Raw genomic sequence first — 14,330 nt, forward strand, 5'->3', positions numbered from 1 at the left:
CGCCTGAAGGCCGGTCTTATCTGTCAGGAAGACCTGAAGTGGGGATCGGATTCACGGGTTTTGTAAAGTCGCCGCCTCTCTTGTCCCTGTCCCTCTTTCTTTCCTGCAGAAGGAACAGGACTGTTGCTGAAGTGGCTTTGACATGAGCAAAAATGTCTTCCAGCGACTTGTAATCGGCATGTTTGGTCAGCGCTTCCTGAAGATCCGCCATGCACTTTGAAAGCGTTTCTTCATGCAGTTCATGCTTTCTCTGTACCATTACCTTTTTGGCATCGTCTTCAATACTCATAATCCCCCCTTTTATCCGAGAGTATATTAAGATTATTTCTAACAGGCCCGGGTCTTTTCCATGATTTCAAGGATATCGATGCTGTGTTCGATGGTCTTGAGGGTGGCATTCAGGTTCTCGATCTCCCCTGCATACTTTTCGACAGTAGCACTGTCAGTCTCTCTGGCCATATCCTTCTTGATCTTTGATTTCAATCCCCTGAAATAGGATACCTCTTTATCCGACATGGAAAGGATCCTGGGCACCTCTGTCTGTGAACCCGATGTGGTCTCTCTTAAAAATTCAATAATGTCGGGTGATTCCGACCTTGTCAGGCCATGCTGCATATCGGTATCCATAAACTGGATGTCGTTATAATAAAATCCCAGAACACTGCGTATCAACCGAGCCCTCGATTTGCACAGAAGAGGCAGGTATTCCTTTTCAAACTTCTCCAGAAGAACGTTTATCTTTATCTCGTATTCCCGCTCTTCGTCACTGTGGTCGCTCAGGAAATACCCGTTTATTTCGGGAAGGAACAGATCATGATATGACATGAGCGCCATTAAGATAATGAAGTCGGCGACAACATTACCGTTTGTCGTGCATGAACTTGTAGATATGGCCCCGCCCCTTGAAATAATTTCCTGAGGGGCCTTGACAAACCAGTCTGTCCCGAAGATTCCCGGTATGTTGGTAATGGCTTCGAATTTTACTCCTTTCTTCCTGACTTCATTGACGAACTCCCTGTCTCTGTAAACGAGACCTGCAGCCTTGACATTCGGAAGCATGGCGCCATAGACGAAACCGTATTCATTATCCTCATAGAAAGAGAATTTAATATAGTCGGGTGTGCTTACATTCATGAATTCCGGAGGGAAATTCACAAGGACTGTCTCTCCTTCGACCTCTTTTATCGTCTGGGGCTGAGAGGGCATGAATTTTACATAAGGTGAAAACATTTCATTTGATGAAATTATTTCTGTTATCCGTTTGAAGAGCGAACTGAATTTCCGGGAAGCCTTCGAGAATTCATATTTCTTGAAATCAAACAGGGGCCGCTTCAGTGTGAGGCCTGTCCTGAACAGGGTTCCTGTGGGGCTGTAATTTCTGGTGCACAAGACGCTGATTGTATACTGCTTGGAAAACAGTCTTTTTTCCCATCCCTTTGCAGGTGCGGACTCGACAAAGGCCAGGGCGTAGTCCTTCTCATGGCATTTGGTAAGCCATTTTTTCATGGAGTCTGCTTTCTTGGCCGTATCGCCCACGCATGAAAGCAGTACATTGGCGCCGAGATCGCTGCTCAAGTCCAGAACCCTGTCCATTATAGCCTCGGCAGAAAGCTCTCCGAAACGGACATTGACATGCCTTATCGTCAAAAGCTCCGTGTTCCTGTCTGAAGACAGGATCCTTATTGCAGGCAGCCCCTCTTCGGTTTCAACGATTTCCTGTCTGGAAAACGGGATTATATGCCTTCTCTGAGGTTCTTCATCCAGCTTCTGTTCGACATAGCGGGTTCTCAATTCAAATTTGCCGTCAGACTTTGTACGGAATACCGGATGCCCGTTCTTGTCGTAGCCTTCAAGTATCTTGCTTTTCTCGCTCCTGAGGACTCCGGCCAGAAGCTGCTGAACAGTAGGTATATCAGCGGTGAACGCACCGAACACTATATCTATCCAGACATCATCGGATTTGAGGCTGCCCTCAGCCGATCTTTTGAGGATACTATCGTTATTTTCTACAGATGCATAGATAGCCTGAAGACCCATCCTGCCGTTTGCGCCCCTTATAGCGACCTTTATTACCGGGACATTGTGTCGGTTTTCCATATGAAACCTCCAGTAAGGACTGTTTATCAAGAGAAGACATTTATATCAAATGCCACGGCTGCTATGCAACAGTAAGCATTTCCGTGAGAATTAAAAAATCATGCCCTCTTCTCACCGGGAGCGTGTTAACCTCTTATGGGTTTTAAGGGTTCCGATGTGTTCGCCTGAGCCTCTATACCCTTTACTGCTGCTATTGCGCCTGCAATTGTTGTAACGTAAGGAACCCGGTATGCGATTGCAGCCTTTCTGATATAAGAATCGTCATGCCTGGACAGCCTGCCGCTCGGCGTGTTTATGATAAGGCTGTACTCGCCGTTCTTGATGTCGTCGACTATATTGGGCCTTCCTTCGTAGACCTTGAGCACGATGGCGGCATTAATGCCGTTTTCATTCAGGTATCCGGCAGTACCCTTAGTCGCGCATATTTCAAATCCGAGAGCCTTGAGCTTACGGGCAGTATCAAGCAGTTTCAACCTGTCATTTCTGGAAACGGTAATCAGCACTTTTCCTTTTTCAGGAAGACCGAAACCGGATGCTTCGAGCGCCCGTGAGAAAGCAAGACCGAAATTGTCCGCTATGCCAAGGGATTGACCTGTAGAACGCATTTCAGGCCCCAGAAGAGGGTCAACACCGGCAAATACGTCAAATGAGAATACAGCTTCCCTTACACCGTAATGATTGAGTTCAGGCTCGACTATTCCCATATCTTTAATCTTGATCCCGGACATGGCCTTTATGGCGCATTCCACCATCGGGACACCGGTCACTTTTGATATCAGCGGAACCGTCCTCGATGCCCTCAAGGATATTCCGAGGCAATAAACATTTTTCTCGTGAACGGCAAACTGCGCATTCATGAATCCCGTCACGCCCAGGTATTTTGCAATGCCGGATACATATTCACGGATTTCAACAAGGTTCTCTTTCGAGATGTTGATGGGAGGCACCACACATGCTGCGTCACCGGTATGTATGCCTGCATGCTCGACGTGTTCGACTATAGCGGGAATCAATATATCCGTCCCGTCACATACGGCATCGACCTGGGCCATGAAACCACCTTCAGGAAATTTCTCGACAAATACGGGAAATACTGCATCCTGAATATGTTTTTCCAGCGACTTTATATCATTGATTATAACATTTAAGCGGCCATCCGGTGCTTCGGTCTCAGGCAGTATAATCACGGGAAAACCCGTTTTATTTGCGGCAGACACCAGCTCAGCAGCGTTCCTAGCCGGCATGGCCTGAGGAATCGGCAGCTTTATCATCTTTGCGATTTCGGCTAGCCCCTGTCTGCTTTCAGCCTTGATGGCCTTTTCGGGCCGTGTTCCCAGAATCCTGATCCCTGCCGAATCAAGCTTTGCGGCAATCTCCTGGGCATACATTCCTCCCGTCTGCCAGATAAGACCCCGGGGTGAGCGTTTAATGCTTATTCCGGCTATGCTTTCAAAATCAAGTGGACTGATTATCGTATCAATACCGGTACCCGGAACCGATGCGATGCCGTAAGGATTCGAGTCCACCGCTATCACATCGATTCCCATCGATTTAACAGCATTGGCCGCTTCGAAGCTCATGGCTGAAAGCTCCTGTCCCTCGCCGATCCTTGAAGGGCCGCTGCAGATGATCATGACCGGACCGTCGTCTGATTGTTCATATTTTTCAATTACGTGTGTTTTTTGGGAAGCCGTGGATTTCATCTTTTCAATGAAGAACGGTTTTATTTTTGTAAGTTCCGCGATTATTGAGGCATCAAAGCCTTTATTGAGCAATTGACGGATTATCGACAGTCTCCCGCCGGCAGGCTCAGAAAGAAGCTGGATGAGATCATCTGTTTCAAGCCCCTCATATTCATCATGGCCGAGTTCCTGGGAGCGCATGGCATTAAGGAAGGCCTCGGTGAAATCAGAACCGATGCCTATCGAAGCTCCCGTTGACTGCATCCTTGTATTGAGCCTGCCATCAGCACCCTCAAACTTGTCGAACTGGAAAACCGGTATCCTTACTGCTGTTGTTTCCGGGGACGGTATTGAATCAAGATTCTGCTCTTTTAATGAAACACCTGCTGCGCACCTTGCCGCGGCCTGGGCCAGATTGATCCCTGTTGCGGCTGCAGCGAAGGCACTCGAACGTGAATAGCGAGGGTTGATTTCCAGCACGAGCAGTCTTTCGGTGTGTTCTTCATAACCGAACTGAATATTTGCGGTCCCTTTTATACCCAGTTCGGATGCAAGAACTGATGATATTTCATCCATCTTTTCCCTTATCTTTTCCGGGATTGTCTGCATTGGAATCACTGCGACCGCATCACCCGAGTGAATACCCATCTGATCAAGGTTTTCCCTGAAAATGACTGTGACGGCATGCCCTTTGTTGTCGCACAGCACCTCGGTTTCAAGCTTCTCCCAGCCAAACAGCGATTCTTCTATCATGACGGGTGAGGATGCACCGGTAATGCTTCCTGCAACCACCCGAAGATCTTCGACATTGTATACGAGCGATGTCCGGCCGGCGCCTGCTGATGAAGGCCTTACTACAACGGGATATCCGAATAGTGAAGCCTGCCTTTCCGCTTCATCGATGCTAAGTGCAAGCGCGGACCTTGGCATGAGGATGCCCAGGCGCGAAAGCTTTTCCTTGAGCAGCATCCTGTCGCTGAAGGTTTTTATTGCCTCAATGCCCGATCCCATTATTTGAATGCCGTCAAGGGCGTTTTTCTGGTGAAGCTCTATGGCGAGAGACAGCGCAGGCGCGCCTCCAAACGCCGGCAGAAGGTATCCGGGTTTCTCCGTCTTTATTATATCGATGATGGAGACGGCCTTGATCGGGGCCACATATGTTCTCGCAGCATAAGTCAATAATCCGGCAGGATTGGCATCAATGGCTATAACATCGAACCCGGATTTCTTTAATGTTAATGCAGCAGTTGCAGCAGCAAAATCAAGCTCGCTGCCATGGCCTATTCTTACAGGTCCGGGGCCTATTATCAGCACCCTGCCCGGTCTGCTATCTAACGGCATAAACACCTCTTAAATATTTTGAAAAAGGAAGGCTGAATCTTAAATGACACGTGTGTTTTTAGTCAAGGAATAACATGAAGGGATTCGAAGGCAGCCCCTTATAGCAAGGGGCTGCACATATATATATGATTTATTTTATGCCTTTGCCGGCCATGTAATTTGCAAGATCGGCGACCCTGTTGGAATAACCCCATTCATTGTCATACCAGGCCACAACCTTTGCCATGTTGCCGTGCTTGACCTGGGTAAACTGCATGTCGACGATAGATGAATGAGGATCACCCTTGAAGTCAATCGATACAAGAGGTTCGTCCTCGCAATGCATGATGCCCTTGAGGTAAGTCTTTTCGGCCTTTCGCAGCACATCATGAAGCTCTTCAGTGGTCACGTCGCGGCTCAACTGCGCCACGAAATCCACCACCGACACAGTGGAGGTAGGGACGCGCAATGCGTATCCGTCGAACTTGCCTTTGAGGTCGGGTATTACGAGGGCTACGGCCTTTGCAGCGCCTGTCGTAGTCGGGATGATGCTCAGTGCTGCAGCCCTGGCTCGCCTCAGGTCCTTGTGGGGCATATCGAGAATGCGCTGGTCGTTCGTGTATGCATGGACAGTGGTCATGAGCGCCTTTTCTATTCCGAAGGCCTTGTGAACGACGAGTGCGGGAGGGGCAAGACAGTTGGTCGTACAGGAGGCATTTGATATGATGTCGTGTTTCCTGGGGTTGTAATCCTTGTGGTTCACTCCCATGACGATGGTAATATCTTCGTCCTTGGCAGGGGCCGAAATTATGACCTTCTTGGCGCCGCCGTTGATGTGTGCGATGGCCTTGTCCTTGCTCAGGAAGAGACCTGTAGACTCGATAACGACATCCGCTCCGACATCGCCCCATGGGATTTGTGAGGGGTCCCTGAGTGCGAAGTTCCTGATTTTGTGGCCATTTATAATCAGACTGTCCTTGCCGATTTTTACATCTCCGGCAAATCTCCCGTAGTTGGAGTCATATCTGAAGAGATGGGCATTGGTTTCGGCGGGGGAAAGATCATTGACGGCGACAACTTCAAGGGTTTCCTTGTACCGCTCGATCATGGCCTTGAGCACCTGGCGGCCGATTCGGCCAAATCCGTTGATTCCTATACGAAGCATACTGGTTCCTCCTTTAATTGTCGTCTATACGGTATTTGTGGGCGATTAAAAGGTCATAATCGGTTTTCAGCAGGTTGTGGAATTTGCAGTTTTCTATTGCGATTCCGCTGAGATTTGCCACCGCTTCAAGAAAACGGCGCTCTTCAAGGCCGAATTCCCTTATGTTATCCGTATAAACCCTTAAAACGCCGATAATGTTTTTCCCCGATTTGACCGGAAGCACAAGAACGGATTTGATCCCTTCATTCTTGGCGCCTTCGCCGTACTGGAATTTCGGATCTGTACAGGCATTCTTGATCCAGATGGTGTCTCCCTTCATAACCTGCTGGTCAATTCCGCTCTCTTTGATGAGCACTGGACCTTTCCTTATATAGCCTTTTGAAAGGCCATTCGCCGCGCCCATCATCAGGACACGCTTTTTTGAATCGAGAAGCCTGATTGATGATGCCTTTACATTCATTGTCTTTACAACAGCCTTTACGATTTCTTCCAGTACGGTGGTCATCTCCAAAGAAGAGTTGATCATCTTTGCAACTTCGAATAGAGCAAGAAAATAATCCTTATCCTTCGATTTCATACACACCTCCGTTTTACTGTCTTTCACCGAACACTTTTGAAAATTGTACTGCATCTTCTAATAATACCGGCGGCCACTCCGTCAAGACCAAACTTGGCCTGTGAATGATAAAAATTACAATCGGCAATATGAGGCAAAACCTGAAAGGGTATTTTTATATATATGCTTCTTGCATATAATTTAACCGGACTGTATGTTCATTATATGAAAAAGGTCCTGATCATGTTTGCCTTAATCCTGGCATGGACATCTGATGTTTTTGCAGTTGGCTATGAGAAGGAACATGAGATATCAAAGGATGTTGATGCATATCTCGAAGCGGAAGGCTATATCCTTCATGATTCGGAAGCTGCGTGGATAGTTCAGTCCCTTGCTGATCAACTGTCGGATCACATAAAAGACCGTCTCTACAACATCAAGGTCCAGATCGTCAAAGATCCTTCCATCAATGCCTTTGCCATCACGGACGGTCATATCTATATCAATTCGGGAACGCTCCTGTTTGTTAAAGACATGGACGAACTTGCAGCTGTAATGGCGCATGAAATGGGTCACTGCCAGTTGAGGCACATACCGAATTCCATGGACAATCAGACAAAGATTACGGCCGCCTCGGTTATCGGTATGATTCTTGGCGCCGTCGTTACAGTTGCCAATCCCGCTATCGGAAGCGCCATACTCATGTCGTCATTGGGCGGCGCGCAGAACATGAGCCTTGCGTATACCAGGATGCAGGAAAAAGAAGCGGATGAATTCGCCAGGCGCCTTATGAAGGAATCAAACATGGACCCCTCAGCAATGGCGCGGTTTCTGATAAGGCTGAGAACATATACAGATGCATCAAATATTCCTCAGTATATGCTGACGCACCCGTATACTCAGGACAGGATCGCGGCAGTTGGAGAGGACCCGTCACCGCCTCGTCCCGATTCCAGATACTGGCTTCTATATTCAACGGTTATTGGCGGTCTCATGAATGAAAAGGAAATCAAGATCCGTTCAGCAGGCATGCCTGAAGTGTATCTCAATCTGGCTCTGGGGATTTCGAATGCAAGAAACGGCAGGTTCAAGGAGTCTCTGGCTGATCTTCAGAATAATGATCTGCCTCAGGCAAGGGGATGGATAGGCGTGGACTATTATTACCTTAACGAAAAGGAAAAGGCATATCCTTATCTGAAGTCTGACTCGAGGAATCCCGTTGCGGCTGCTGCGCTGGCGGACATTATGCTTGAAAAGGGACAGTATGATGAAGCAATAGCGATACTGCTGCCCTTCTCGTCACAGAGTCCGCGAGCCGCATACACACTCGGGGTGCTCTATGAAAAAAAAGGCAAGGAAGGACTTTCCCATTTTTCTTTTGCAAAGTACTTTCTCGCTGCAGGCAACATAGGCGCATGTATGCACCATGTGAACATGGCGCTCATGGATAAGACTCTTGACGATGACACAAAAAGCCAGATCAAGGCAATGAAGGATACGGTCTCCAAATTCGGAAAACCCTAGCCTCACTCCTGTTTCAGAACAGCCCTGATTTTTGCGATTTCGAAGGTCTCCGCCGCGCCGCTGTCTTCATTTATAGCTTCCATGAAGCCTGAACCGGAACGTATATAGATATTTATCGGACTGATCCTGTGCGCCACTGCCTCTCCATAACCCTGTTTCGGATAAAAGATTATGATATCCCTGCCCTCGTTGATTACAGACTCCAGCATTTCTATACCCTTGTTACCGTAGGGTAGGGGGATGACCATGCCGTACGGGTATAATCCGCCTCTGGTGAAGGATGATCTTGCCTTTCTGGCGGGTTTAATCGGAAGGAGCCTTCCCCATGCGAGTTCGGAATCTTCGGATATCTTCTCATGTTCGACAAGCACCCCTCTCTTTTCAAGGAGCGCCTCCATCTCCCTTTCATAGTTATCGGGAATCCTGAATATTCCGGGCTGCAATTCTTCGAGGCCGTGAGGGATTTTTTCCTTGTCGGATGACAGAAGGAATGTCCCTCTTATTATGCGGGCGCAGGAAATCGTTCCGGTCCATGCAGATATTGTCTTAATAATGTTATCGGGCATGGTATGCTTTGAGATTCTGTCGAGGAACGTCCCGATCTTTTCAGCTGTCCAGGAGAAACCGATTGCCCTTAAAACCGATTGTCTGGTGATGCGATATATGCTTACGACATCAGCCCTTACGAGTTCGGCTATTTCACCGATGTTCAGGTGATCTGACAGGTTGAAGTCCTTTGGGACTATGATCTCCATATTTGGCTGGATTATTACCTCGTCTTTCCATTCATATGTGCCGTTTCCTATCTCGTTACTGTCAAATGCCTTGTATACCCGATCATCAAGCCTGATATATTTTCCGGAACTGTCTTCCCTGAAAATTCCGATTTCGATCCATTCGTTTAAAAGCCTTTTTGATATTTCGAATATCTCCTCGATAGGAGGGGTTATTCTGGCGAGGCTTATTATGATGATGCGCTCAATGATGGATTTTAAAAAGGTCTTGTCTGAAATAACCGTGTATATTTCGCCGTCGATTCCGTAAGGTCTGCAGGAATTGATAAAGCGCCACAGTTTATATCTGAGATCACCTTCGGATGCTATGGCTTCGGAGATTCTTTCCCTGACTGTAATCTCGCCGTTTGTTTCTTTCAGGCATCCCAGTGATGAAAGTTCCCAGTAAATCTGCCTGATGTCCATTATCGAGTCCAGTTTCTCTTCAAGCTGAGTCCATCCTTTCTTGAATGGCTCCAGTCCGACCCTGCACTTAAGTCCAAGCGTTTTAAGTGCATTGATCATCAGTATATGCTTCCATGTTTCAGGTACACGGTCTTCTCTGAAAGAGAGATCGCTGGGGGAACTGCATTCGATATCTGCACGCGCCCTGGTGACCATTGAAGGGAAAAGTATTATGGGGTCTCTGCCCGTAAGGCCGCCCTGAAATACCATGCCTTTTCTGCCGAGGCCTGTAAGGACCTCGCGTGCCTTATTGATGTCGTCTTTGTATATCCTGGAGAAAACAATCCAGTCCATTTCTCCGCCCGATATGCAGATATCGGCAACCATCATTTTTTCCCGTGTTGTCAGTCCTTCATATATGGCATTTATCTTTGACGGTTCATTAAGGTCAGTCACAAGGCCCGATGCATCGCTTGAATGCCCCAGTATGTTCCTGGAAATCTGACCGGCAGTTTGTGTTGGTATTCCTGCTATGAGTTCATGTGTTGATGTCATCTTCCGTCCATTCCTCTATTCGGTACTTGTAGCCCTGTTCAGCCAGGAAAACCTGACGCTTGTGCGCAAAATCATCCTCGGCGGTATTTGATGTCACAAGGCTGTAAAAGCTGGAAATGCGTTTTTTAGGTCTTAATATCCTGCCAAGCCTTTGAGCTTCTTCCTGCCGCGAACCGAATGTACCCGAAACCTGTATGGCAACCGATGCGTCAGGAAGATCGATTGCAAAGTTGGCAACCCTGGAAACCACCATCACGGGCACATTGCCTCTTCTGAACTCCTGATACAGTTCGTCCCTCCTGGCATTGGGCGTGGCACCTGTTATGAGCGGGGCCTTTAAAAAGGAAGACAGCCTTTTTAGCTGCGAAAGGTACTGTCCGATTATAAGAACCGGCTCGTCCGAATGTTTCTTTATCAATTCTTTTACAACGTATTCCTTGTAAGGATTTTCAGATGCCGTTCTGAACTGAACCCTGTCGCTTTCGGTTATATAGCGCCTTTCGACATCCCTCGGCATAGGGAGTCTTATCTCGTAACATATCGCTTCCGCTATGAAGCCCTTTGATTCAAGCTCTTTCCAGGGCACATCATAACATTTGGGACCGATTAGCGAGAAAGTATCTTCCTCGAGGCCGTCTTCGCGCACTAGCGTGGCTGTCAGACCGAGCCGTCTTTTTGCCTGAATCTCGGTCGTAGCCCTGAAAACGGGTGCAGGCAGGACATGAACTTCATCATATATAATAAGTCCCCAGTTCCTTGCCATCATGAGATGCATATGCTCGAACGGCGAAGTTTTTGATCTGCGGTGCGTAAGGATCTGATATGTGGTGACTGTGACCGGTTTGATGTCCTTCCTGTGGGCTGTATATTCACCTACATCATCAGGACTGAGTCCGGTCTTGTCCAGTATTTCGTTTATCCACTGATGGACTGCCGCAACATTCGTGCACAGGATGAGGGTGCAGGTGTTTGCCCTTTCCATCACTCCCATACCGACGACGGTCTTGCCCGCTCCGCATGGAAGTACGACTATTCCCTGGCCGCCCCTGGCGCTGCCTCCAGCCCAGAAGTTGTCCACAGCCTCGATCTGGTAGCGCCTCAAACTGAAATCATCTCCGGTCGAAGCAATTTTCTTGAGCGGTATATCAAGGGGGTCTCCCTGTTCGTATCCTACGAGGTCATTAACCGGAAAGCCAAGCTTTATCATAATATGTTTGAAACGGCCGCGGACCCCTTTCGGTATCTTGAATCCTTTTCCGGGTAATACAGATATAATGCATTCCTGTACCTGTTTGCTGGCGAGCAGCCTTTCCAGAACATTACCGTCCCTGACTTCAACCTCGAGTTCATCCTCTGCCGGAACAAGCCTTACGGCGTCCCATCTAGAGAATGCGTCCCTAATCCTCATTTCAACGCCGGATGGTATCTCATATCGTGAATAAAGATTCAGCGCGTTCATGATGTCATCGCATTTTGCACCGATGGCTGCGGCATTCCAGAGGCTTATCGGCGTTATCCTGTATGTGTGCACATACTCCGGTGACTTGACCAACTCTGCAAAAGGAAGAATGGCGTCACGTGCATCTTCGTATGCATCATTCTGCACCTCAAGCAGGATACTGCCGTCGCTCTGAACTATGACTGGTTTATTATCAGCTAATGACATTTGAATCTTATTAGACTCTCACAGGTAAGATGAAAACGCAACGGGCAAAAAATTTCACACCCCTGGTATTTTGTAGAAAAGTTATGATGTTATCTGACAACAGTTTCTACATACAATCGTGTGAGTTGAATAAATTCCAGAAGATCCAGATCCTGCGGACGGCGGGAAAAATCGATTCCTGTTTTTTTCTCAATATTGTTAAGAGTCTCAGGCGTCATTCCCGGAAGGTTTGACAAAGAGTTTCTCAGCATTTTGCGTCTGGAATTGAAGGTGTGGAAAACCACCTTTTTCAGTGGAGCAAGAGTTTCGGGGGTAATGGGATCATCCTTCGGAATCAGCCTTATAAGAATGGAATCAACCTTTGGCCTGGGAAAAAAGTTGTCTGGTCCGATGACAGGGCCAGTAACCGTATCAAAGCATGACGCCATAAGCACGCTCAATGCCGAATACGGTTTTGTTCCCGGCCTGGCGCATATGCGCTCCCCGACCTCTTTCTGGACCATGACTGTAATTGAAGAGAAGTGTGAGGGGAAATTCAAAAGGCTTGTGATTATAACTGTGGCGATGTTGTAGGGAAGATTTGCAATCATAAGAGCGCCTTTCGGGACGATGGATTTCATGTCGCTCTCAAGTATGTCCGCGCCGATTATTTCCACATTCCGGTGATTTTTGAAACCCAGCTTAAGATCTTCCGCAAGGGCGTTGTCCTTTTCAATTGCCACGACTCGCCCTGCAGTTTCAGCAAGCTTTTTTGTGAGCGCGCCTTTACCCGGACCTATCTCAAGTACGGTTTCATTTATCCTAAGGCCTGAAAAGTGGATAATATTATCGACAATATGCGTATTTATAAGGAAATTCTGGCCCAGTGAACGCTTGGGCATTACAGTTCATTCCACCTTGATACGGCATTCATATCGAGCCCTCCCAACTCTGATTTTTCAAACATTTTAATGGAAGCGATGCCTATCATGGCGGCGTTGTCCGTGCAGTATTTCTTCTCGGGCAGCACAAGCCTTATGCCTGCTGCTTCGGTTCGTTTTTTCAATTCATTTCTAAGTGATGTATTGCAGGCGACGCCCCCGCTTATAACGACGAGGTTCATCCTGTGGTCTAATGCAGCCTTCATCAGGCGCGAAACTAGGACGTCGACCGCCGCCTCCTGGAAGGCAGCGGCAATTTTCGGCACCATGTCTTCCTTTCCGGGTGCGGGTATCTTTTTAGAAGGAAGCCCTGAGAAACTCAAATCCATACCCGGAAAGATTTCCATGTTGACTACCAGATTGAGAACAGCTGTTTTCAGTCCTGAAAAACTGAAATCATAACCGGGTTCCCTGAGCATGGGTCTGGGCAGTTCAAGACCGTGGTCTGTAACGCCAGAGGCTATCTTCTCTATCACCACGCCGCCGGGGTAGCCCAGGTTCAAAAGCTTTGCCACCTTATCGAACGCCTCTCCCGCCGCATCATCCATTGTCTGGCCTATGAGAGTTATTTTCTCCGGTTCATCGACCTTGTATATGGATGTGTGTCCGCCCGAGACTACCATGCCCATGTGAGGATAAGTAAGCTCGCTGTCAATGCGCACCGCGGCCAGATGGCCGTCAAGGTGATTTACACCTGCAACAGGTATATCGAGCCCATATGCCAGAGCTTTTGCATAGGAAATCCCTACGAGAAGGGCCCCAACAAGACCGGGGCCGCGGGTGACCGCTATACCGCCCAGGTCTTTAAGCGTTATTCCTGATTCTTTTATTGCGGTCTCCACTACCGGAGATATAAGCTCTACATGTCTGCGGGCGGCTATTTCAGGAACGACGCCGCCGAAAGCGGCATGGTCCTTTATCTGGGAAGCGACGACACTCGAAAGGATTTTACCTCCGTCTGTAACGACAGCGGCCGCGGTTTCGTCGCAGGATGTCTCTATTGCCAGAATGTTCACTTTTGCAGGTCTTTCCTTGAAATCACTGTAAGTACTTTGCAGCCCTTTGCCTCTATCGCCTCTTTTCCGCCTTCCATTCTGTCAAATACGGCAATGACAGTATCGACAATAAAACCGTTTTCGCGGAGCCTGTCGATTGCCTTTATGGCGCTGCCTCCGGTCGTTATTACATCTTCCACAACGATCACCTTCTGCCCGGGGCTGGCGGGCCCCTCCACCCAGTTCATGGTGCCGTGCGCCTTCTGTTCTTTCCTGACAACAATAGCGTTTATTTTCCGGCCCTTTTCAAGGGCTTTCATGGCGGCCGCAAGGGCGATAGGGTCAGCGCCCATGGTCATACCGCCGATTGCGTCTGCTTCAACATCTTTGATCATGTCGGAAACGACCTCACCTATAAGCGTTGCGCCTTCGGGATTGAGTGTAACTTTTCTCAAGTCCACATAGATATCCGATTCTTTGCCCGATGACAGAATGAATTTGCCGAACTTCACCGCATCCTTTGCTACAAGCCTTTTAAGTTCATCAAGTTTACTCATTAATATCCTCCAGTTTTCAGACACCTCGGATATACTTATATCATCTTGTTTTCAATTTAAACCTCAATTCCAAGAAAAACCTTGACAGAACAGATGGTGCAAAGGATACAAAATC

General features: G+C 48.0%; 11 protein-coding genes. 1 reads left to right on the forward strand and 10 read right to left on the reverse strand.

The features are described 5' to 3' along the window. Window positions 1-16: 16 nt before the first annotated feature. The 5 genes from VIS94_07400 to VIS94_07420 all read right to left on the reverse strand — a co-directional run bounded on the left by VIS94_07400 (window position 17) and on the right by VIS94_07420 (window position 6,841). Window positions 17-289, reverse strand: coding sequence for a hypothetical protein (locus VIS94_07400; protein HEY9160892.1), 273 nt, complete (start codon window positions 287-289; stop codon window positions 17-19). A gap of 38 nt (window positions 290-327) precedes the next feature. After that, window positions 328-2,097, reverse strand: a complete 1,770-nt coding sequence (locus tag VIS94_07405; protein ID HEY9160893.1) for a hypothetical protein — start codon at window positions 2,095-2,097, stop codon at window positions 328-330. A gap of 125 nt (window positions 2,098-2,222) precedes the next feature. After that, window positions 2,223-5,120 (reverse strand): ATP-grasp domain-containing protein, encoded by a 2,898-nt coding sequence (locus VIS94_07410; GenBank protein HEY9160894.1) that lies wholly within the window; start codon window positions 5,118-5,120, stop codon window positions 2,223-2,225. A 130-nt stretch (window positions 5,121-5,250) separates the two neighbouring features. Continuing rightward, window positions 5,251-6,264, reverse strand: coding sequence for a type I glyceraldehyde-3-phosphate dehydrogenase (gap, locus tag VIS94_07415; GenBank protein ID HEY9160895.1), 1,014 nt, complete (start codon window positions 6,262-6,264; stop codon window positions 5,251-5,253). A gap of 13 nt (window positions 6,265-6,277) precedes the next feature. Next, window positions 6,278-6,841 carry a GAF domain-containing protein gene (locus VIS94_07420; protein ID HEY9160896.1) on the reverse strand — a complete coding sequence of 188 codons (564 nt, stop codon included), beginning with the start codon at window positions 6,839-6,841 and terminating at the stop codon, window positions 6,278-6,280. A gap of 204 nt (window positions 6,842-7,045) precedes the next feature. Between VIS94_07420 and VIS94_07425 the strand changes: the two genes are divergently transcribed. Then, window positions 7,046-8,344: a M48 family metalloprotease gene (locus tag VIS94_07425; GenBank protein ID HEY9160897.1), complete on the forward strand. Its 1,299-nt coding sequence runs from the start codon at window positions 7,046-7,048 to the stop codon at window positions 8,342-8,344. A 2-nt stretch (window positions 8,345-8,346) separates the two neighbouring features. Here VIS94_07425 and VIS94_07430 read toward each other — a convergent pair whose 3' ends face one another. From VIS94_07430 to pyrE, 5 genes are all read right to left on the reverse strand, one after another. Next, window positions 8,347-10,077, reverse strand: coding sequence for a helicase-associated domain-containing protein (locus VIS94_07430; GenBank protein HEY9160898.1), 1,731 nt, complete (start codon window positions 10,075-10,077; stop codon window positions 8,347-8,349). Then, window positions 10,061-11,743: a DNA repair helicase XPB gene (locus VIS94_07435; protein ID HEY9160899.1), complete on the reverse strand. Its 1,683-nt coding sequence runs from the start codon at window positions 11,741-11,743 to the stop codon at window positions 10,061-10,063. The genes VIS94_07430 and VIS94_07435 overlap by 17 nt, the downstream gene beginning before the upstream one ends. Before the next feature lie 89 nt (window positions 11,744-11,832). Next, complete coding sequence (rsmA, locus tag VIS94_07440; GenBank protein HEY9160900.1) at window positions 11,833-12,624, reverse strand: 16S rRNA (adenine(1518)-N(6)/adenine(1519)-N(6))-dimethyltransferase RsmA; 792 nt, start codon at window positions 12,622-12,624, stop codon at window positions 11,833-11,835. Next, window positions 12,624-13,679 carry a tRNA (adenosine(37)-N6)-threonylcarbamoyltransferase complex transferase subunit TsaD gene (gene tsaD / locus VIS94_07445; protein HEY9160901.1) on the reverse strand — a complete coding sequence of 352 codons (1,056 nt, stop codon included), beginning with the start codon at window positions 13,677-13,679 and terminating at the stop codon, window positions 12,624-12,626. Before tsaD ends, rsmA begins: the two co-directional genes overlap by 1 nt. Continuing rightward, window positions 13,676-14,215, reverse strand: coding sequence for an orotate phosphoribosyltransferase (pyrE, locus tag VIS94_07450; protein ID HEY9160902.1), 540 nt, complete (start codon window positions 14,213-14,215; stop codon window positions 13,676-13,678). Before pyrE ends, tsaD begins: the two co-directional genes overlap by 4 nt. Between the last annotated feature and the right edge of the window lie 115 nt (window positions 14,216-14,330).

Source organism: Desulfomonilia bacterium, assembly GCA_036567785.1.
Classification (GTDB): domain Bacteria; phylum Desulfobacterota; class Desulfomonilia; order UBA1062; family UBA1062; genus DATCTV01.

Excerpts from the sequence above, each read along its gene's own strand:
- VIS94_07400 (HEY9160892.1), bottom strand. The coding sequence starts at position 289 with ATGAGTATTGAAGACGATGCCAAAAAGGTAATGGTACAGAGAAAGCAT.
- rsmA (HEY9160900.1), bottom strand. The coding sequence starts at position 12,624 with ATGCCCAAGCGTTCACTGGGCCAGAATTTCCTTATAAATACGCATATT.
- VIS94_07430 (HEY9160898.1), bottom strand. The coding sequence starts at position 10,077 with ATGACATCAACACATGAACTCATAGCAGGAATACCAACACAAACTGCC.
- VIS94_07420 (HEY9160896.1), bottom strand. The coding sequence starts at position 6,841 with ATGAAATCGAAGGATAAGGATTATTTTCTTGCTCTATTCGAAGTTGCA.
- pyrE (HEY9160902.1), bottom strand. The coding sequence starts at position 14,215 with ATGAGTAAACTTGATGAACTTAAAAGGCTTGTAGCAAAGGATGCGGTG.
- VIS94_07405 (HEY9160893.1), bottom strand. The coding sequence starts at position 2,097 with ATGGAAAACCGACACAATGTCCCGGTAATAAAGGTCGCTATAAGGGGC.
- VIS94_07425 (HEY9160897.1), top strand. The coding sequence starts at position 7,046 with ATGAAAAAGGTCCTGATCATGTTTGCCTTAATCCTGGCATGGACATCT.
- VIS94_07435 (HEY9160899.1), bottom strand. The coding sequence starts at position 11,743 with ATGTCATTAGCTGATAATAAACCAGTCATAGTTCAGAGCGACGGCAGT.
- gap (HEY9160895.1), bottom strand. The coding sequence starts at position 6,264 with ATGCTTCGTATAGGAATCAACGGATTTGGCCGAATCGGCCGCCAGGTG.
- VIS94_07410 (HEY9160894.1), bottom strand. The coding sequence starts at position 5,120 with ATGCCGTTAGATAGCAGACCGGGCAGGGTGCTGATAATAGGCCCCGGA.